Source organism: Ideonella sp. WA131b (assembly GCA_023657425.1).
Taxonomy (GTDB): Bacteria; Pseudomonadota; Gammaproteobacteria; order Burkholderiales; family Burkholderiaceae_C; genus Rubrivivax.
In genome coordinates this window covers 613145-630288 of record JAGTJW010000001.1, presented here as the reverse complement: position 1 = coordinate 630288, position 17144 = coordinate 613145, and the positions used below count along the sequence as shown (strand labels likewise).

The following is a 17144-nucleotide window of genomic DNA, read 5'->3' as shown; positions in this document are numbered from 1 at the left end:
GACCGGTCTGCCCGTTCAGGTGCCGCAGAAGGTCTGGTAGGCCGCCGTCAACGCGGCCGGCGCAGGCTCGGCGTAGGGGGCCAGCGCGGGATCGTCGTCAAAGGGCCTGCGCAGGGCGGCCAGCAGGGTTTCGAGGGGCCTCAGGTCGCCGGCCGTGGCCGCCGCCAGCGCCTCCTCGACACGGTGGTTGCGCGGCACGATGCGCGGGTTGGCCGCGCGCAGGGCCGCACCGTCGTGGCTGCCGCGGGCGTGCCAGTGCCGCAGCCAGGCGTCGATGCCGGCCGGCCCGCCGTCGGCGGCGGCGAACAAGGCGCGCAGTGGTGCCTCGTCGCCTTCGGCGGCCGGGGCCAGCGCGCGGGCGGCCTGGGTGAAGTCCACCGCCTGCGCCTGCAGCAGGCGCAGCCAGGCCTCGGCCAGCCGGGTGTCGCCCTCGTCGTCGAAGGGCAGCGCCAGGCCCAGCTTGCAGCGCCAGACGGCGCGCCACTCGGCCTCGTACCAGCCCGGGAAGCAGTCGATCACGGCGGTGGCGCGGGCCAGCGCGGCGTCGGCCTCGGGGTCCAGCAGGGGCAGCAGGGTCTCGGCCAGCCGCGCCAGGTTCCAGCGCGCGATGGCCGCCTGGTTGGCGTAGGCGTAGCGACCCTGGTGGTCGATGCTGCTGAAGACGGTGCCGGGGTCGTAGGCCTCCATGAAGGCGCAGGGGCCGTAGTCAATGGTCTCGCCGGAGATCGTCATGTTGTCGGTGTTCATGACGCCGTGGATGAAGCCCAGGCCCATCCAGCGCGCCACCAGCGCCGCCTGGCGCTGCGCCACCCGCTCCAGGAAGCGCAGCGCCCGCGCCGGCTCGGGCAGGTCGGCCAGATCGGGGTCGTGGCGCGCCACGGCGTAAGCCAGCAACTGGCGCACCCGGTCGTGCTCGCCGCGCGCGGCGAAGAACTGGAAGGTGCCCACACGCAGGTGGCTGGCGGCCACGCGCGTGAGCACGGCGCCGGGCAGCCGTTCGTTGCGCAGCACCCACTCGCCGGTGGCCGCCACCGCGAGCGCGCGCGTGGTGGGCACGCCCAGCGCGTGCATGGCTTCGCCGATGAGCAGCTCGCGCAGCATCGGGCCCACGGCGGCGCGGCCGTCGCCACCGCGCGAGAACGGTGTGCGGCCCGAGCCCTTGAGGGCGATGTCGCGGCGCCGGCCCTGGCGGTCGAGCACCTCGCCCAGCAGCAGCGCCCGGCCATCGCCGAGCTGCGGCGAGAAGCCGCCGAACTGGTGTCCGGCGTAGGCCTGGGCCACCGGCTCGGCGCCCTCGGGCACGAGATTGCCGGCGAACACCGCCGCGCCCGCAGGCCCGAGCAGGGCCTCGGCATCCAGCCCCAGCTCGGCCGCCAGCGGCGCGTTCAGGTGCAGGAGGGCCGGTCGCGCCGCCGGCACCGGCCGCCAGGCCACGGCGAAGCCCGGCAACTCGCGGGCGTAACTGTTGTCGAAGGGCGGGAAAGCGGCGGGCGGCAGCACCAAGGCGGTGTCGGCGGTGACGGAGGGCGCGGATTCGAAGCTCATGCCGCCAGTGTGCGGCACGGGGGCCGTAACCCTGCGGCCACCTCGGACGAATCCCCGCTGTCGCCTCGCGTCCGCACCGATGCTCACGCTGCCCCTGCCGGCTCCGACCATGCCCGGCCTGCCGCCACGGCCGGCGCCGTGGCGCGCTGCCAGAATGCGCGCCGGCCCTGCTCCCGGGGCTGGCCAGCGCCAACGCCGAACTTGCCGATGACCCTGAACCTCTGCGCCGCCGCTGCGACGGTCGCCCTGTTGCTGCCGGCACCCGCACCGGCGCAGGCCGCTGACTGGGTGGGCCGTTTCGACACCGGCCTGGCGCCCTGGGCCGGGCTGCGCGCGGCGCCTGGCCTGGGCCCCGAAGTCGGCCCAACGCGGGGCTGGATTTCTGCCGCCCACACTCCTAGCCGCTGCGGCGCTGGGATGGGCAGGACGCGCTGGAGGTGCGCTCCGAAGGCGCGATGTCGCTGATGGCGCGCGCGGTCGAGGTCGACCTGGCGCGCACGCCGGTGCTGTGCTGGCGTTGGCGCATCGAGCGCGTGCTCCAGGCTGCCGACCTCACGCGCAAGGCCGGCGACGACCAGGCTGCGCGCGTCTACCTGGGCCTGGCGCTGCCCCCCGATCGCCTGGGCCTTGGCGACCGCCTCGCCCTGGCGCTGGCGCGCTCGCGCTTCGGCGAGCAGGTGCCCGATGCCGCCATCAACTACGTCTGGGACAAGCGCCAGCCCGTGGGCAGCGAGCACCCCAACGCCTACACCAGCCGCACCACCATGGTGGTGCTTCGCAGCGGCGGCGCCGAGCGCGGCCGCTGGCTGGCCGAGCGGCGCGACGTGGCCGCGGACATCCGCCGCCTGCACGGCCCCGGAGCGCGCCTGGTGCAGCTGGCCGTGGCCGCCGACACCGACAACACCGGCGGCTCGGCCCACAGCGGCTTCGCCGCGCTGCGCTTTGTGGCCGCCGACCAGCCCTGCGATTGACGCGGCCGCTGTTACCTCCGGCCGGGGGTGCGCGTATAAGGGTGATCGGGCCTGTGGTCGGCCCGCCACCCGCGCCCCTGGCGCGCCTGCCCATGCACCCGACGCTGCCGCTGCTGATCAAGACCGACTTCCCGCCGCTCGTGCGCCGTCGCCTCGAGACGCTGCAGGTCAACCTCGGCTACACCTGCAACCAGAGCTGCCTGCACTGCCACGTGGCCGCCAGCCCGCAGCGCACCGAGCAGATGGACGGCGAGACGGTCGACCTCGTGCTCGAGGTGCTGGCCGCGCGCGGCGTGCCCACGCTCGACCTCACCGGCGGCGCGCCCGAGCTCAACCCGCACTTCCGCCGTCTTGTGACGGCGGCGCGCGCCCTGGGCGTGCGCGTGATCGACCGCTGCAACCTGACCATCCTGTCCGAGCCCGGGCAGGAAGGCCTCGCCGGGTTTCTGGCTGCGCAGGGCGTGGAGGTCACGGCCTCGCTGCCCTGCTACTCGGCCGCCAACGTCGACCGCCAGCGCGGCGACGGTGTCTTCGAGCGCAGCATCGCCGGCCTGCAGGCGCTCAACGCGCTGGGCTACGGCGCACCGGCTGGAGATTCGGGCTCGGGCCTCGTGCTCAACCTCGTCTACAACCCACAGGGCCCGTCGCTGCCGCCGCCGCAGGGCCCGCTGCAGGCCGACTACCAGCGCGAGCTGATGCAGCACTTCGGCATCCGCTTCAACCACCTGTTCGCGCTGGCCAACATGCCCATCCGGCGCTTCGGCAGCACCCTGGTGAGCAAGGGCACGTTCGAGGGCTACATGGCGCTGCTGCGCGGCGCCCACCGCGACGAGAACCTCGAGACGGTGATGTGCCGCAGCCTGGTGAGCGTCGACTGGCAGGGCTTCTTGTTCGACTGCGACTTCAACCAGATGCTGGCGCTGCCGGCTCGGCTGGGCTCCACGACGGGCCGCGCCCACCTGCGCGAGCTGCTGCACACCGACGGCGCCGGCAGCGCCATCCGCGTGGCCGACCACTGCTGGGGCTGCACGGCCGGGCAGGGCAGCAGCTGCGGCGGCGCGCTGGCGCCGGCCGATCCGCTGGCCCAGGCCGCATGATGGCCGAGGCCGCGTGATGGCCGAGGCCGCGTGATGGCCGAAACCGCGTGATGGCCGAAGCCGCCAAGCCTGGCCCCAACAAGGCCGTCGTCTGGACCGTGGTGGCCGTGCTGGCGCTGGCCACCGTGCTGGCCTGGCGGCACTTCGGCCTGGGGCAACTGCTCACCTTCGATCAGCTCAAGGCCAGCCGCGACGCGCTGGTGGGGGCCTACGAGGCGCGCCCGCTGGTCACCGTGGCCAGCTTCTTCGCGCTCTATGTGCTGGCCGCCGCGCTGTCGATACCGGGCGCGCTGGTGCTCACGCTGGCCGGGGGTGCGATGTTCGGGCTCGGTCTGGGCCTCGTGGTCGTGAGCTTCGCGTCCACACTGGGCGCCACGCTGGCCTTCCTGGCCGCTCGCTACCTTCTGCGCGACGCCGTTCAGTCGCGCTTCGGCCAGCAGCTCGCGCCCATCAACGAGGGCGTGAAGAAGGACGGCACCTTCTACCTGCTGACGCTGCGCCTGGTGCCGGTGTTCCCGTTTTTCCTCGTCAACCTGCTGATGGGCCTCACGCCCATGGGCCCGTGGCGCTTCGCGCTCGTCAGCCAGGTCGGCATGCTGGTCGGCACGGCGGTGTATGTGAACGCGGGCACGCAGCTCGCGGCCATCGAGTCGGCGCGCGACATCGTCTCGCCGGGCCTCCTGGGCAGCTTCGTGCTGCTGGGCCTGTTCCCGCTGCTGGCCAAGGCCGGCGTGGGCTGGCTGCAGCGGCGCAGGGTGTACGCGAAGTGGCCCAGACCAGCGCGCTTCGACCGCAACCTCGTCGTCATCGGCGCGGGCGCGGGCGGGCTCGTCAGTGCCTACATCGCGGCGGCCGTCAAGGCCCGGGTCACGCTGATCGAGGGCCACCGGATGGGCGGCGACTGCCTGAACTTCGGCTGCGTGCCGAGCAAGGCGCTCATCCGCTCGGCCAAGCTTGCCAAGCAGCTGAAGAGGGCCCAGGGCCTGGGCGTGGCCGATGCAAAGGGCCGCGTCGACTTCGCGGCCGTGATGCAGCGCGTGCACCGTGTCATTGCCGACATCGAGCCGCACGACTCTGTCGAGCGCTACACCGGCCTGGGCGTGGAGGTGCTCCAGGGCCACGCCCGCATCACCAGCCCCTGGACGGTGGCGGTGACGCTGCTTGACGGCACGACACAGGTGCTGAAGACGAAGAACATCGTCATCGCCGCCGGCGCCAGCCCCTTCGTGCCGCCGATCCCGGGTCTGAAGGAGGCCGGCTTCCTGACCAGCGACACGCTGTGGGGCCTGACCGAATGCCCCGAGCGCCTGGTCGTGCTGGGCGCAGGCCCCATCGGCTGCGAGCTGGCGCAGAGCTTCGCGCGGCTGGGCAGCCAGGTCACGCAGGTGGAGATGGCGCCGCGCGTGCTGCTGCGCGAGGACCCCGAGGTCTCCGAGCTCGTGGCAAGCGCGCTGCGCGAGGACGGCGTGGCCGTGCTCACGGGCCACCGGGCGGTGCGCGTGGAGGTGGTGGAGGGGCAGAGACGCCTGATCGCCCAGCACGGCGGGCAGGAGCTCGCGATCCCGTTCGACCAGTTGCTGTGCGCCGTGGGCCGCAGTCCGCGTGTCACCGGCTACGGGCTCGAGGAGCTCGGCATCCCGCTCACGCCGAAGAAGACCATCGAGGCCGACGCCTATCTGCAGACGCTGTACCCCAACATCTTCGCTGTGGGTGACGTGGCCGGGCCCTACCAGTTCACGCACACGGCGGCGCACCAGGCCTGGTACGCGGCGGTGAACGCCCTCTTCGGCCGCTTCTGGCGCTTCAAGGCCGACTACTCGGTGATCCCCTGGGCCACCTTCACCGACCCCGAAGTGGCGCGTGTGGGCCTGTGCGAGACCGAGGCCCGGGAACAGGGCGTGCCGTTTGAAGTGACGCGCTACGGCATCGACGACCTCGACCGCGCCATCGCGGATGGCACGGCGCACGGGTTCGTCAAGGTGCTCACCGTGCCGGGCAAGGACCGCATCCTGGGCGTGACCATCGTCGGCGAACACGCCGGCGACCTGCTGGCCGAGTACGTGCTGGCCATGAAGCATGGGCTGGGCCTGAACAAGATCCTCGCCACCATCCACACCTATCCCACGCTGGCCGAGGCCAACAAGTACGCGGCCGGCGCGTGGAAGCGCGCCCGCGCGCCGCAAAGGCTGCTGCGGTGGGTGGCGAAGTACCACGCCTGGGAGCGCGGATGAAGCTGCGCGATGAGTGAGAGGCCGGACACGGCGCTGATCGTCTTCGCCAAGGCACCGGTGGCAGGGCAGGCGAAGACGCGGCTGATCCCCGCGCTGGGCGCCGAGGCGGCGGCGGCGCTGGCGGCGCGAATGCTGCGGCACACGCTGGCGCAGGGCGCGGCGGCCGGCTTCGGGACCCTGGAGCTGTGCGCGGCGCCCGACGCCAGCCACCCGGCGTTGGTGGACGCGGCGCAGGCGCACGGAGCGGCCCTCACGGAGCAGGGCGACGGCGACCTCGGGGCACGCATGCAGCGGGCGCTGAGCCGGCGCCTGGCCACGCATGCGCGCGTGCTGTTGATCGGCACCGATGCGCCGGCGCTCGACACGGGCGTGCTGCACGACGCCGCCGCGGCGCTGGCCGCGCACGATGCCGTGTTCGTGCCGGCGCTCGACGGCGGCTACGCGCTCGTGGGGCTCGCGCGCCAACCGGCGGCACCCGCGCGGCTGTTCGACGGCATCGCCTGGAGCACGGCGGCGGTGATGGCCGCTACGCGCGAGCGTGCCGCGGGGCTCGGCCTGCGCACGGCGCTGCTCGCGCCGCTGCCCGACATCGACGAGCCCGCCGACCTGGCCCACCTGCCGGCTGGCTGGTCCGAGGCACGGCCGTGAAGCAGCTGCTGCTCGTCGGCGCCGGCCACGCGCACGCCCAGGTGCTGCAGGGCTGGGCGCTCGCGCCGCTGCCGGGCGTGGCGCTCACGGTGGTGTCGCCGCAGGCGCTGGCGCCCTACTCCGGCATGGTGCCGGGCTGGCTGGCAGGGCTGTACCGCTACGACGAGATCGTCATCGACTTCCAGGCCCTGGCGCGCGCTGCTGGGGCGCGATGGGTGGCCGGTGAGCTGCACGCGCTCGACGCCGCGGCGCAGCGCGCGCAACTGGCCGATGGCGAGGTGCTGCCCTACACGCTGCTGTCGCTGAACGTCGGCTCCACGCTGCGGCCGCCGGTGCTGGCCGATGCGCACGTGCTGTCGTTGCGCCCCTTGTCGGCGCTGCGGCCGGGCTGGGAGGCGCTGTTGCACGGGTGGCAGGCCGCCGCTTCGACCGCGCCGCTGGACGTGGCCGCGGTGGGCGGCGGCGCGGCCGGCGTCGAGAGCGTGCTCGCGGTGGTGGCCCACTTGCGCCGCCTGCGGCCTGACCGCCGGGTGAGCGGCGCGCTGTTCAGCCGCGGCGCCGAGCTGCTGCCCGGCTTTGCCGCCCCGGCCCGCCGCGCCGCCGAGCGCGCGCTGGCCGCCGCCGGCATCGCGCTCAAGCTGGGCGAAGCCGGCGACGCCACCACCCTGGCCGGCGCTGGCGTCGTGCTGTGGGCCACCGGTGCGCAGGCCCACGACTGGCAGCGCGAGGCCTCGCGCCGCGGCGGCCTGGCCGCCAGCGACGAGGGCTTCATCCACGTCGACGCACAGCTGCGCTCGAGTTCCCACCCCAGCGTGTTCGCCGTCGGCGACGGCGCCAACTGGGCGCCCGGTCCGGCGCTGCCCAAGGCCGGCGTCTACGCCGTGCGCCAGGGTCCGGTGCTGCTGCACAACCTGCGCGCCGCACTCAGCGGCGGTGCGCTGCAGACCTACGAGCCGCAGCGCCGTTTCCTGGCGCTGCTGGCCACGGCCGACGGCCGCGCCATCGCCGCGCGCGGGCCCTTCGGCGCCCACGGCCGCTGGGCCTGGCACTGGAAGGACCACATCGACAGCGGCTTCATGGGCCGCTTCCGCCCCGCCACCGACCCCGCGCCCGCACGCTGAACGCCGCCCACGCTCCTGGGTGCTCAACAACGGCGCCGCCGGCGTGACCAAACTCGCGGCCGATCCCGCCGGCCTCGTGCTGCGGGTGGGGGTGTCGCCGTCCGCCAGCGCCCGAAGGCCCCCCGATGAAGGCTTCCCACCCCGGCGTGCCCGGTGCCGAGACCTTGCCGCTGCGCAGGGGTTCAGCGTGCTGACGCTGGACGACCGGGGGGTCGGGCTGTCGCGCCCAACCAGCCTGCGCGGCTTCGAGATGGACTTCCGCGACTGGGCGCGCCTGGACCTCGCCCCGCGCGGCGCCTGAACCAGGCGGCTGCGCGGGGTGGTTGTCGGGCCGGTCCGCGGCCGGTGGCCGGGACCGGGCACCGGCTTCAGCGCCGGGCGGCCACGACGAGGGTGTCGGCGCGGTCGGCGGCGGTCAGCAGCGCCGTGAGCTGCGGCGCGCTGTAGGCGACTGTGGCCTCGCCGCTGGCCACCAGACCCAGTCGCAGGGCCTGGGCGGCCTCGGCGCGCACCTGGGCGCGCGTCAGTCCCGGAAGGGAGGCCCCGGCCGGCGTGGTCGTCGGGGTGGCCTCGCCACTGGCGATGCGACCTTCGGCCAGGGCGCGCGCGGCCTCGGCGCGCACCTCGGTGCGGCTGAGCTCGCCGGCCGGCGTGGCGACCGTCTCGTGGGCGTAGCCCGGTGTGCCTTCGCCGGCACCCAGGGCGGCGTGGGCGGGGGCGGTGGCCAGCACGGCGGCGGCGGCAAGGGCGATCAGGGAGAAGCGGTTCATGGTGGGCTCCAGTGGTTCGAAGAGGTTGGGTCGGTAGAGGAGGACTGCTTGGCTTTCGGGAGATGCGCCGTGTGCTTGCGGCGTGGAACGAACTGTGGCGAGCCCGGTTCACCGGAGCCGAACGCCGGGATGACAAATCCGTAATCCACGGCCCGGGCGGGGGGCTGGACAATCGAGGCCCACTGTCCTGCACCGGTTCTGCCCCTGCCATGCGCATCCTCGTTGTCGAAGACGACCCCCGGCTTGCCGACTACCTGCACCGCGCGCTCGGCGAGAGCGGCTACGTGGTCGACGTCGCCCGCGACGGCATCGACGGCCGTCGCCTGGCGCTGGATGGCGATTACGCGCTGCTGGTGCTGGACATCATGCTGCCCGGCATCGACGGCTTCGGCGTGCTCAAGGCGCTGCGCGAGCGCCGACGCACCCCGGTGCTGATGCTGACGGCGCGCGAACGCATCGAAGACCGCGTGCGCGGCCTGGAAGCCGGGGCCGACGACTACCTCGTCAAGCCCTTCGCGTTTTCCGAGCTGCTGGCCCGCGTCGGGGCGCTGCTGCGCCGGGGCGTGGCCACGGCGGCACCGGCCACCACGCCGACGCTGCTGCACCTGGCCGACCTCGAGCTGGATCTCGTCAGCCGCAAGGCCCAGCGCGCCGGGCAGCGCCTGCACCTTTCGGCCAAGGAGTTCGCGCTGCTGACGCTGCTGATGCGCCGTCAGGGCCAGATCCTGTCGCGCAGCACGCTGGCCGAGCAGGTGTGGGACATGAACTTCGACTCCGACACCAATGTCGTCGAGGTCGCGGTGCGCCGGCTGCGCGCCAAGATCGACGACCCCTTCCGCGGCAAGCTGCTGCACAACGTACGCGGCATGGGCTATGTGCTCGAGCAGCGTCCCGGCGCCGCCGCGTCTGAAGCGGCAATCGCCGCCCGGCCCGACGCCGTGGTCAGCGAGGGTCAGCCATGAGCATCTCCGACACGGCACTGGACAACCCGGAGGCGGGCCGCAAGCCCGCGGCGGCGGCCTGCCCGCAGGTGCGCCACTCCATCAGCCGCCGGCTGAGCTGGATGGTGGCCGTGCAGACCTTCATCGGCCTGGTGCTGCTGTGCGCGCTGCTGTGGGGCTTCACCAGCCGCCAGTTCGAGCGCAAGCACGCCGAGCAGTGGGAGGTGAAGGCCTCGATCGTGCAGGAGATCGTGCGCAACACCATGCAGCTCGGCGAGGCCGAGGTCATCGCCAAGATGGCCTACTACGCCGTGCGCCGGCCCGACACCCACCTGGTGCTGCAGCGCGCCGACGGCAGCGAGTTCTACCGCGACGGCCCGCCGGCCTTCGACATCCACTCCGACCGCGTCCGCACCGATCGCTTCGTGATCGAAACCCCGCCCACGGTGGGTGGGGGACGGCTCGTCGGCACGCTGGTGCTGGACTGCGGCGAAGACCGCGCCATGCTGGCCGGCATCGCGCTGACGCTGCTCGGCACGGCGCTGGCCGGGGGGCTGGGCGTGGGCCTGCTGGTGTTCCGCACCGTCAAGCGTGGCCTGGCGCCCATGATGGACCTGGCCATGCAGACGCGCGCCATCGAGGCCGATCGCCTGGGCCAGCGCCTGAAACTCGCGCAGCCCGTCGAGGAGCTGCAGCCCGCCGTCGACCAGTTCAACGCCCTGATGGGGCGGCTGGAGCGCGCCTACGTACAGTTGGAGAGCTTCAACGCCGACGTCGCGCACGAGCTGCGCACGCCGCTGGCAGCACTGATCGGGCACACCGAACTGGCGCTGTCGCGCGAGCGCAGCTGCGCCGAGCTGCAGGACACCATGGCCGCCAACCTCGAGGAGCTGCAGCGCCTGTCGGCGATGGTCAACGACATGCTGTTCCTGGCCAGCGCAGACCGCGGCGCAGCGGCCCGCCGCGGCGCACCGGTGAGCCTGGCCGCGCTGGCGCGCCAGGTGATCGAGTTCCACGAGGCCGCGCTCGAAGACGCGGCGCTGGCGGTGCACATCGACGGCGACGCTGCGGTGGCGGTCGACGAGCCGCTGGTCAAGCGGGCGCTGTCCAACCTGATCGGCAACGCCACCCGCTACGCCCAGCCGGGGACGGCCGTCACCGTGCGCATCGCCCAGCCGGGGCTGGATGCGCCGGCCCAGGTGGAGGTGGAGAACGCCGGCCCGGCGATCACCGCGGAGCAGTTGCCCCGCATCTTCGACCGCTTCTTCCGCGTCGACACCGTGCGCTGCACGGCCGAGGGCGGTCACCACGGGCTGGGCCTGGCCATCGTCGCGGCGATCGCCCGCATGCACCGCGGCGAGCCGCGCGCCCAGTCGGCCGACGGGCGCACCCGCGTGGGTTTCTCCATCGCGCCGCACTGACCACGCGCCAGCCACCCGGGCAGGCGCGAACAAGCCGTTGTCAGCGCGGCGCGGTGGCGCAGTCGCTGCAGCGCCCGTACAGCGTGAGTTCGTGGTCCTGCACCGTGAAGCCGGGCGGCGCCAGGCGCGACAGATCGCCCGGGCAAGCGTGCACGTCGAACACGCGCTGGCAGCGCGTGCACTGGAAGTGGTGGTGGTGCTGGCGGCCGGCGAACTCGAAGCGGGGGTTCTCGCCGGGCAGCTCGACGGTGCACAGCTCGCCGTCCTCGACCAGCATCTTCAAGTTGCGGTAGACGGTGGCCAGGCCCAGCCGCGGCGCCTGGGCCTGGGCGGCTTGCAGCACCTCTTGCGGCAGCAGCGGGCGGCGGGCGCGCTGCAGGGCGTCGCGGATGGCGGTGCGTTGGCGGGTGTTGCGTTCCATCGGGCCGCGAGGGTAACGGATCGTCCTGCCCGGGGCGACGGCACCGCTTGAGCGCGGCACCCGCATGCAAGAATCACCGCAAGCCCGGCCACACGCGCGGCCGGTGGCCGCTCTGGCACCCGGGGCCCGCCTCCCCGACACCCGGCCTGCCCGATGGACCTGTCCCGGAACACCCCCACCTCGGCGCCGCAGGCGCATTACGCCGGCCTGGGCCCGCAGCAGGTGCTCGGGGCGCTCGACGCCGCCGGTCTGCGTGGCGACGGACGGCTGCTGCAGCTCAACAGCTACGAGAACCGCGTCTTCCAGGTGATGCTCGAGGACGGCCGCGCGGTGGTGGCCAAGTTCTACCGGCCCGGGCGCTGGACGGATGCGCAGATCCTCGAAGAACATGCCTACGCACTCCAGCTCGCCGCTGCCGAGGTGCCGGTCGTGCCGCCCTGGGTGCTGCAGCCGGCCGATGAGCGGCTGCAGCTGCAGGGCCAGCCGGCCACGCTGGCCACCTGGCACGACGTCGACGGCACGGCCTACCGCTTTGCCGTGGCCGAGCGCCGCGCCGGCCGCGAGCCCGAGCTCGACGACCCGGCCGTACTCGCGCAGCTCGGTCGCTTCATCGGGCGGCTGCACGCGGTCGGGCGCCAGGGTCGCTTCGCACACCGCGAGCGGCTCGCCCCGGCCGACGCGGCGCGGGCCGTGCAGGCGCTGATCGACGCCGACATCGTGACGCCGGCCGAGCGACCGGCCTGGCAGGCCAGCGCCGAGGCGGCGGCAGCGGCCGTGGCCATGGCGTTCGAGCGGGTGGCGGCCAGCGGCGCCCTTGCCACGCTGCGCCTGCACGGCGACTGCCACATCGGCAACGTGTTGTGGCGCCCCGGCAGCGCCGAGGGCGACCCTGGCCGCCCCCACATCGTCGACCTCGACGACGCGCTGCAAGGCCCGGCGGTGCAGGACCTGTGGATGCTGGTATCGGGCGACGCGCCGACGATGGCGCGCCAGTTCGACGTGCTGCTGCGCGGCTACGAGGACTTCAGCGACTTCGACGACCGCGAGCGCGCGCTGATCGAGCCGCTGCGCACGCGCCGCATGCTGCGCCACAGCGCCTGGCTGGCCGCACGCTGGAGCGACCCCACCTTCCCGATCCACTTCCCGTGGTTCGGCAGCGCCGCCTACTGGAGCCAGCAGACGACGCTGCTGCGAGAGCAGCTGGAGCTGATGGGCGACTGAGCCCCGTCAGCCCACCAGCAGCGCGTTGACGCGCCGCACGTAGGCGGCCGGGTCTTCGAGCACGCCGCCCTCGGCCAGCACGGCCTGGTCGAGCAGGATGTGGGCCAGGTCGTCGAAGCGCTCGCTCTCCTCGGCGGAGTCCAGCTTCTTCACCAGCGCGTGCTCGGCGTTGATCTCCAGGATGGGTCTGGCCTTGGGCGCGTCCTGCCCGGCGGACTTGAGCATGCGCGCCAGGTGCGCGCTCATGTCGCCCTCGTCGGCCACGATGCAGGCCGGGCTGTCGACCAGTCGCGTCGTGACGCGCACATCCTTCGTGCGCTCGGACAGCGTCTTCTTCAGGCGCTCGATCAGCGGCCTGGCGGCCTCGGCGGCGGCCTCGGCCTGCTGCTTCTCGGCGTCGTCCTGCAGCTTGCCGAGGTCGACCGCGCCCTTGGCCACGCTGGTGAGGGTGTGGCCGTCGAACTCGTGGAGGTGGCTCAGCATCCACTCGTCGACGCGGTCCACCAGCAGCAGCACCTCGATGCCCTTCTTGCGGAAGATCTCCAGCTGCGGGCTGCTCCGGGCCGCCGCCAGGCTGTCGGCGGTGATGACGTAGATGTCGTCCTGGCCTTCCTTCATGCGGCCCACGTAGTCCGCAAGACTCACGCCGCTGTCGGCGTGCGTGCTCGCAAAGCGGAACAGCTTGGCCAGCCGCTCGCGGTTGGTGTAGTCCTCGCCGATGCCTTCTTTTAGCACGTTGCCGAACTGCGCCCAGAAATCGGCGTAGGTGTCCTTCTGGTTCTCGGCCACGTCCTCCAGCATGCCCAACACTTTTTTGGTGCTGCCCTCGCGGATGGCCTTCACGTCGCGGCTCTCCTGCAGCAGCTCGCGGCTCACGTTCAGCGGCAGGTCGGCGCTGTCGATCACGCCCTTGACGAAGCGCAGGTACACCGGCATCAGCGCCTCGGCGTCGTCCATGATGAAGACGCGCTTGACGTAGAGCTTGACGCCGCCGCGCTTGTCGCGGTTCCACAGGTCGAAGGGTGCCTTCTTGGGCACGTACAGCAGCTGCGTGTACTCGGTGCGGCCCTCCACGCGGTTGTGCGTGTAGGCCAGCGGCGCGTCCTGGTCGTAGCTGATCTGCTTGTAGAACGCGGTGTACTCGGCGTCGGTGATGTCGCTCTTGCTGCGTGTCCACAGGGCCTGCGCCTTGTTGGCGGGCTCCCACTCGTCCGTGTCGACCTGCTCCTTCTTGTCCTCGTCCCAGGTCTGCTTGCGCATCAGCACCGGCAGGTTCAGGTGGTCGGAGTACTTGGCGATGATGGACTTGAGCTTCCAGGCGCTGAGGAACTCCTCCTCGCCCTCGCGCAGGCGCAGGATGACGTCGGTGCCGCGCTCGGTGCGCTCGATCGTCTCGACCTCGAAGTCGCCGCTGCCGGTGCTGCTCCAGCGCACGCCCTCGCCGGCCGGGGCCCCGGCGCGGCGGGTTTCCACCGTCATGCGGTCGGCCACAATGAAGCCGCTGTAGAAGCCCACGCCGAACTGGCCGATGAGATTGGCGTCCTTCTTCTTGTCCGCCTCGAGCCTGCCGAGGAACTCGCGCGTGCCGCTCTTGGCGATGGTGCCCAGGTGGGCCACGGCCTCCTCGGCGCTCATGCCGATGCCGTTGTCGCGGATGGTGAGGGTCTTCTTCTCGGCGTCGAACCACACCCGCACGTTCAGCTCGGGCTGCTCTTCCCAGAGCGCGGGCTGGTCCAGGGCCTCGAAGCGCAGCTTGTCGCAGGCGTCCGAGGCGTTGGAGACCAGCTCGCGCAGGAAGATCTCCTTGTTGCTGTACAGGCTGTGCGTGACGAGGTGCAGGATCTGCTGCACCTCGGCCTGGAAGGAAAGCGTCTTTTTGTCCATGGGAGTCGGAGGATAGAAACCGCGGGGTCTGTCCAGGATGGAGGCAGCGCGACGGATTTCAAGAGCCCCGGCGCGGGGCTGGATTTCTGCCGCCCACGCTTCTAGTCAGCCGCCGGGCCCGCCCATCGCAGCACAAAGCTGGCGCCGCCCCCCGGTGTCTCGGTGCAGTGCACCGTCCAGCCGTGGGCGTGGGCGATCTCGCGGACCAGTGCCAACCCGAGGCCCGAGCCGGCGCGCGCTTGCCCAGGCGCTCGCCAGAAGCGCTCGAACACGTGCTCGCGCAGCTCCGGGGGCACGCCGGGCCCGCGGTCGCTGACGCTCAACCCGGTGCCCTCCAGCCGCAGCTCGACGGCGCTGCCGGGCGGCGCGAAGCCCAGCGCGTTGTCCACCAGGTTTTTCACCAGCACGAACAGCGCACCGGCATCGGCGTCGATGGGCTGTCCGGCACTGTTGTCCTCCAGGCGCAGGCTGATGTCGCGCCGCTCGGCCTGGAAGGCCAGGTGCTCCAGCACCGTGCGGGCCACCACCAAGGGCTGCGTCGGGCCGCGGCGCAGCGTTTGGCGATCGGCCACCTGGGCCAACTGCAACAGCAGCTGCACCTGGCGCCCCAGGCCATCGAGCTCGCGCAGCAATCGGGCCTGCACCTCGGGCCCGGGTGGTCCGGCCTCGAGCTGCGCTCGCACCAGCGCCAGTGGCGTCTTCAGCTCGTGAGCGGCGTTCGCGATGAAGCGGTCCTGCTCCTGGAACGAGCGTTCCAGACGCTCCAGCACGCCGTTGAAGGCCTGCACCAGAGGGCGGATCTCGGCCGGCAGACCGTCTTCGGGCAGCCGTGCGGCCAGGTTGCGGCCGCCGACGTCGCGTGCCGCTGCCTCGACGCGGCGGATCGGCCGCAGCACCGAGCGCACCGCCAGCGCACCGGCCAGCGAGAAGATCATGGCCGACAGCGAGCCCAGCACCAGCACGGTGTCGGTGATGGCGGGTGTCAGCGCCTCGCGCGCCAGCAGTTCGAAGCGGTCGCTGCGCCCCAGCTGCAACAGGTAGCGGTGCCCGTGCAGCTCACGCGCCCAGACGCCGACGAAGAAGTCGCGCCCGTCCACCGGCACGACGCCGAAGAAGCCGTCCTGCTCCGCCACCGGGCGCCCGGGCAGCAGCGAGCGGCGGTCGGTCTCGCTGCTGGCCACCACCTTGCCTGTCTGGTCGAGCACCCGGTACTTGAGGTTCGCGAAGAAGTCGTCGAAGCCGATCGAGTCCTCGGCAGGCAGCCGCACGTCGATGACCCGCCGGTGCTCATCGAACACGAAGCCGTCGAAGATGTCCTCGGTCTGTCCGGCCATGCTCATCTGCGTGACGCGATGCCCGAATCGCTCGGCCAGCACGGCCTGCACGCCCACCACCAGCAGCGCCGTCGATGCGAAGGCCAGGGCGAAACCCAGCGCCAGGCGCACAGCCAGGCTGGGCGTGCGGTCTTCAGCGCGGCGCGGACCCGGCATCCGCGTCCTCCGGGCCTGGCTGGTCGCCTTGCTGCAGCGAGTAGCCCACGCCCTTGGTGTTGATGACCAGCACGCCCGGCGCCACCAGCGCGAGCTTGCGGCGCAGCCGGTGCAGCGCCACGTCGAGCGCGTTGGGCGTCACCGGCTCGGTCAGGCCCCAGGCAGCCTCCTCGAGCGCGGCGCGGCGCACCAGAGCGCCCTGCGCGCGCACGAGCGCGATCATCAGCTGCAGCTCGCTGGTGGCCAGGTTGACGCTCGTTCGGCCGCAAGTCAGCCGCGCGCTGATGGGGTCAACCACCAGCCCGGCCCACTGCGGGGCATTGCTGACCCAAGCCTGCTGGCGCCGCAGCAGCGCGCGCACCCTGGCCACCAGCTCCTCGCGCTCGAAAGGCTTGGGCAGGTAGTCGTCGGCGCCGGCCTCGAGGCCGTCGACGCGGTCGTGCAACGCATCGCGTGCCGTCAGCAGCAGGCAGGGCAGCAGCAGCTGGCGCCCGCGCAGCCGCTTCAACCAGGGCAGCGCGTCTCCCTCGGGCAGCCCACGATCGAGCACCAGCGCGGCGTAGCTCGACTGCGCCAGGCAAGCCTCGGCCTCACCGATGCGCGACACCGCGTCGGCCGCGATGCCGGCCTGGGCGAGCTCGAGCTGCACCAGATCGCGCATGGCGGGGTGGTCTTCGACCAGCAGAATGCGGTTCACGTTGCCAGTCTGGAAGCCGGTGCCAGCGGGCGCGTTCGCTTGCAGCGCCGAGGCGGTCAGAACCGATAGCCCAGCCGCGCCATGAGCGTGGCCGCTCGGTAGCGCGCCTCCACCGCGGCACCCCCTCCGGAGGCCGCCAGGCGCACGCGGCCGGCGTCGGCCAGCGTCAGGCCGATGTCGGCCACCCAGGGGCTGCCGTAGTCCCAGCGCAGTCCGACCATGGCCTGCCAGGCGCTCCGCGAGCCCGAGAACTCGCGAGGGCTGCCACCGCTGGTCAGGTCGGCATCCACCTCCTGCGCACGGCCCAAGCCCAGGCCGACGTAGGGGCGAACCTGGGCAGGGCCCAGCTTGAACGCCGCGAAGTCACGGATCAGGTTCACGGTGACGAAGAGGGATGCCCAGTCCGCGTCGGCCGGGCGGGCGTCGAAGCCGGGGCTGCTGACCGCCTTGACCGGGTGGCTGCGGTACATCAGCGCCGCCTCGACGCGCCAGTCGTCGCCCAGGCGGCGACCGATGGCGCCGCCGTAGGCCGGGCCGCCCCGTGTGCTCAGGCGGCCACCGGCGAAATCGGGGTCGCTGGCGCTGCTGAGGCCGGCGTCGAGCGTGACGCTCCACGGGCGCTCCTGTGCCCGTGCGGCGGCCGGCGCGGCGCCAACAAGGGAGGCGGTGAGGGTCAGAGCGAACAT

At 72.7% G+C, this 17144-nt stretch carries 16 protein-coding genes; 9 read left to right on the top strand and 7 right to left on the bottom strand.

Annotation, left to right across the window (positions count from 1 at the left end; genetic code table 11):
* Positions 1-15: 15 nt before the first annotated feature.
* A complete protein-coding gene (locus KA711_03015) occupies positions 16-1545 on the bottom strand; it encodes a YdiU family protein (GenBank protein MCM0607955.1) in 1530 nt (509 codons plus the stop codon).
* A gap of 437 nt (positions 1546-1982) precedes the next feature.
* Here KA711_03015 and KA711_03010 point away from each other — a divergent pair, with 437 nt between their 5' ends.
* The 6 genes from KA711_03010 to KA711_02985 all read left to right on the top strand — a co-directional run bounded on the left by KA711_03010 (position 1983) and on the right by KA711_02985 (position 7914).
* A complete protein-coding gene (locus KA711_03010) occupies positions 1983-2516 on the top strand; it encodes a DUF3047 domain-containing protein (GenBank protein MCM0607954.1) in 534 nt (177 codons plus the stop codon).
* 92 nt (positions 2517-2608) lie between these two features.
* Positions 2609-3613 (top strand): arsenosugar biosynthesis radical SAM protein ArsS, encoded by a 1005-nt coding sequence (arsS, locus tag KA711_03005; protein MCM0607953.1) that lies wholly within the window; start codon positions 2609-2611, stop codon positions 3611-3613.
* 50 nt (positions 3614-3663) lie between these two features.
* Complete coding sequence (locus tag KA711_03000; GenBank protein ID MCM0607952.1) at positions 3664-5844, top strand: FAD-dependent oxidoreductase; 2181 nt, start codon at positions 3664-3666, stop codon at positions 5842-5844.
* Between the two features lie 9 nt (positions 5845-5853).
* On the top strand, positions 5854-6492 hold the full coding sequence (locus tag KA711_02995; GenBank protein MCM0607951.1) for a TIGR04282 family arsenosugar biosynthesis glycosyltransferase: 639 nt from the start codon (positions 5854-5856) through the stop codon (positions 6490-6492).
* Positions 6489-7613 carry an FAD-dependent oxidoreductase gene (locus KA711_02990; protein ID MCM0607950.1) on the top strand — a complete coding sequence of 375 codons (1125 nt, stop codon included), beginning with the start codon at positions 6489-6491 and terminating at the stop codon, positions 7611-7613. The genes KA711_02995 and KA711_02990 overlap by 4 nt, the downstream gene beginning before the upstream one ends.
* 19 nt (positions 7614-7632) lie before the next feature.
* On the top strand, positions 7633-7914 hold the full coding sequence (locus KA711_02985) for a hypothetical protein (protein ID MCM0607949.1): 282 nt from the start codon (positions 7633-7635) through the stop codon (positions 7912-7914).
* A gap of 67 nt (positions 7915-7981) precedes the next feature.
* Here KA711_02985 and KA711_02980 read toward each other — a convergent pair whose 3' ends face one another.
* Entirely contained in the window at positions 7982-8383 is a 402-nt protein-coding gene (locus KA711_02980; GenBank protein ID MCM0607948.1) for a hypothetical protein, read from the bottom strand.
* A 209-nt stretch (positions 8384-8592) separates the two neighbouring features.
* Between KA711_02980 and KA711_02975 the strand changes: the two genes are divergently transcribed.
* Positions 8593-9345: a heavy metal response regulator transcription factor gene (locus KA711_02975; protein MCM0607947.1), complete on the top strand. Its 753-nt coding sequence runs from the start codon at positions 8593-8595 to the stop codon at positions 9343-9345.
* Entirely contained in the window at positions 9342-10745 is a 1404-nt protein-coding gene (locus KA711_02970; GenBank protein MCM0607946.1) for a heavy metal sensor histidine kinase, read from the top strand. Before KA711_02975 ends, KA711_02970 begins: the two co-directional genes overlap by 4 nt.
* Positions 10746-10785: 40 nt before the next feature.
* Here KA711_02970 and KA711_02965 read toward each other — a convergent pair whose 3' ends face one another.
* On the bottom strand, positions 10786-11166 hold the full coding sequence (locus KA711_02965) for a transcriptional repressor (GenBank protein MCM0607945.1): 381 nt from the start codon (positions 11164-11166) through the stop codon (positions 10786-10788).
* Between the two features lie 153 nt (positions 11167-11319).
* On the opposite strand from KA711_02965, the gene KA711_02960 reads away from it, so the two are divergent.
* Entirely contained in the window at positions 11320-12387 is a 1068-nt protein-coding gene (locus KA711_02960; GenBank protein MCM0607944.1) for a serine/threonine protein kinase, read from the top strand.
* A gap of 6 nt (positions 12388-12393) precedes the next feature.
* Here KA711_02960 and htpG read toward each other — a convergent pair whose 3' ends face one another.
* From htpG to KA711_02940, 4 genes are all read right to left on the bottom strand, one after another.
* Positions 12394-14271 carry a molecular chaperone HtpG gene (gene htpG / locus KA711_02955; protein ID MCM0607943.1) on the bottom strand — a complete coding sequence of 626 codons (1878 nt, stop codon included), beginning with the start codon at positions 14269-14271 and terminating at the stop codon, positions 12394-12396.
* A gap of 101 nt (positions 14272-14372) precedes the next feature.
* Positions 14373-15761, bottom strand: a complete 1389-nt coding sequence (locus tag KA711_02950) for a HAMP domain-containing protein (protein ID MCM0607942.1) — start codon at positions 15759-15761, stop codon at positions 14373-14375.
* Positions 15739-16458, bottom strand: a complete 720-nt coding sequence (locus tag KA711_02945) for a response regulator transcription factor (protein ID MCM0607941.1) — start codon at positions 16456-16458, stop codon at positions 15739-15741. Before KA711_02945 ends, KA711_02950 begins: the two co-directional genes overlap by 23 nt.
* Before the next feature lie 56 nt (positions 16459-16514).
* Positions 16515-17144 carry an outer membrane beta-barrel protein gene (locus tag KA711_02940; protein MCM0607940.1) on the bottom strand — a complete coding sequence of 210 codons (630 nt, stop codon included), beginning with the start codon at positions 17142-17144 and terminating at the stop codon, positions 16515-16517.

Excerpts from the sequence above, each read along its gene's own strand:
- KA711_02995 (MCM0607951.1), top strand. The coding sequence starts at position 5,854 with ATGAGTGAGAGGCCGGACACGGCGCTGATCGTCTTCGCCAAGGCACCG.
- htpG (MCM0607943.1), bottom strand. The coding sequence starts at position 14,271 with ATGGACAAAAAGACGCTTTCCTTCCAGGCCGAGGTGCAGCAGATCCTG.
- arsS (MCM0607953.1), top strand. The coding sequence starts at position 2,609 with ATGCACCCGACGCTGCCGCTGCTGATCAAGACCGACTTCCCGCCGCTC.
- KA711_03000 (MCM0607952.1), top strand. The coding sequence starts at position 3,664 with ATGGCCGAAGCCGCCAAGCCTGGCCCCAACAAGGCCGTCGTCTGGACC.
- KA711_02970 (MCM0607946.1), top strand. The coding sequence starts at position 9,342 with ATGAGCATCTCCGACACGGCACTGGACAACCCGGAGGCGGGCCGCAAG.
- KA711_02980 (MCM0607948.1), bottom strand. The coding sequence starts at position 8,383 with ATGAACCGCTTCTCCCTGATCGCCCTTGCCGCCGCCGCCGTGCTGGCC.
- KA711_02960 (MCM0607944.1), top strand. The coding sequence starts at position 11,320 with ATGGACCTGTCCCGGAACACCCCCACCTCGGCGCCGCAGGCGCATTAC.
- KA711_02975 (MCM0607947.1), top strand. The coding sequence starts at position 8,593 with ATGCGCATCCTCGTTGTCGAAGACGACCCCCGGCTTGCCGACTACCTG.
- KA711_02965 (MCM0607945.1), bottom strand. The coding sequence starts at position 11,166 with ATGGAACGCAACACCCGCCAACGCACCGCCATCCGCGACGCCCTGCAG.
- KA711_02940 (MCM0607940.1), bottom strand. The coding sequence starts at position 17,144 with ATGTTCGCTCTGACCCTCACCGCCTCCCTTGTTGGCGCCGCGCCGGCC.
- KA711_02950 (MCM0607942.1), bottom strand. The coding sequence starts at position 15,761 with ATGCCGGGTCCGCGCCGCGCTGAAGACCGCACGCCCAGCCTGGCTGTG.
- KA711_03015 (MCM0607955.1), bottom strand. The coding sequence starts at position 1,545 with ATGAGCTTCGAATCCGCGCCCTCCGTCACCGCCGACACCGCCTTGGTG.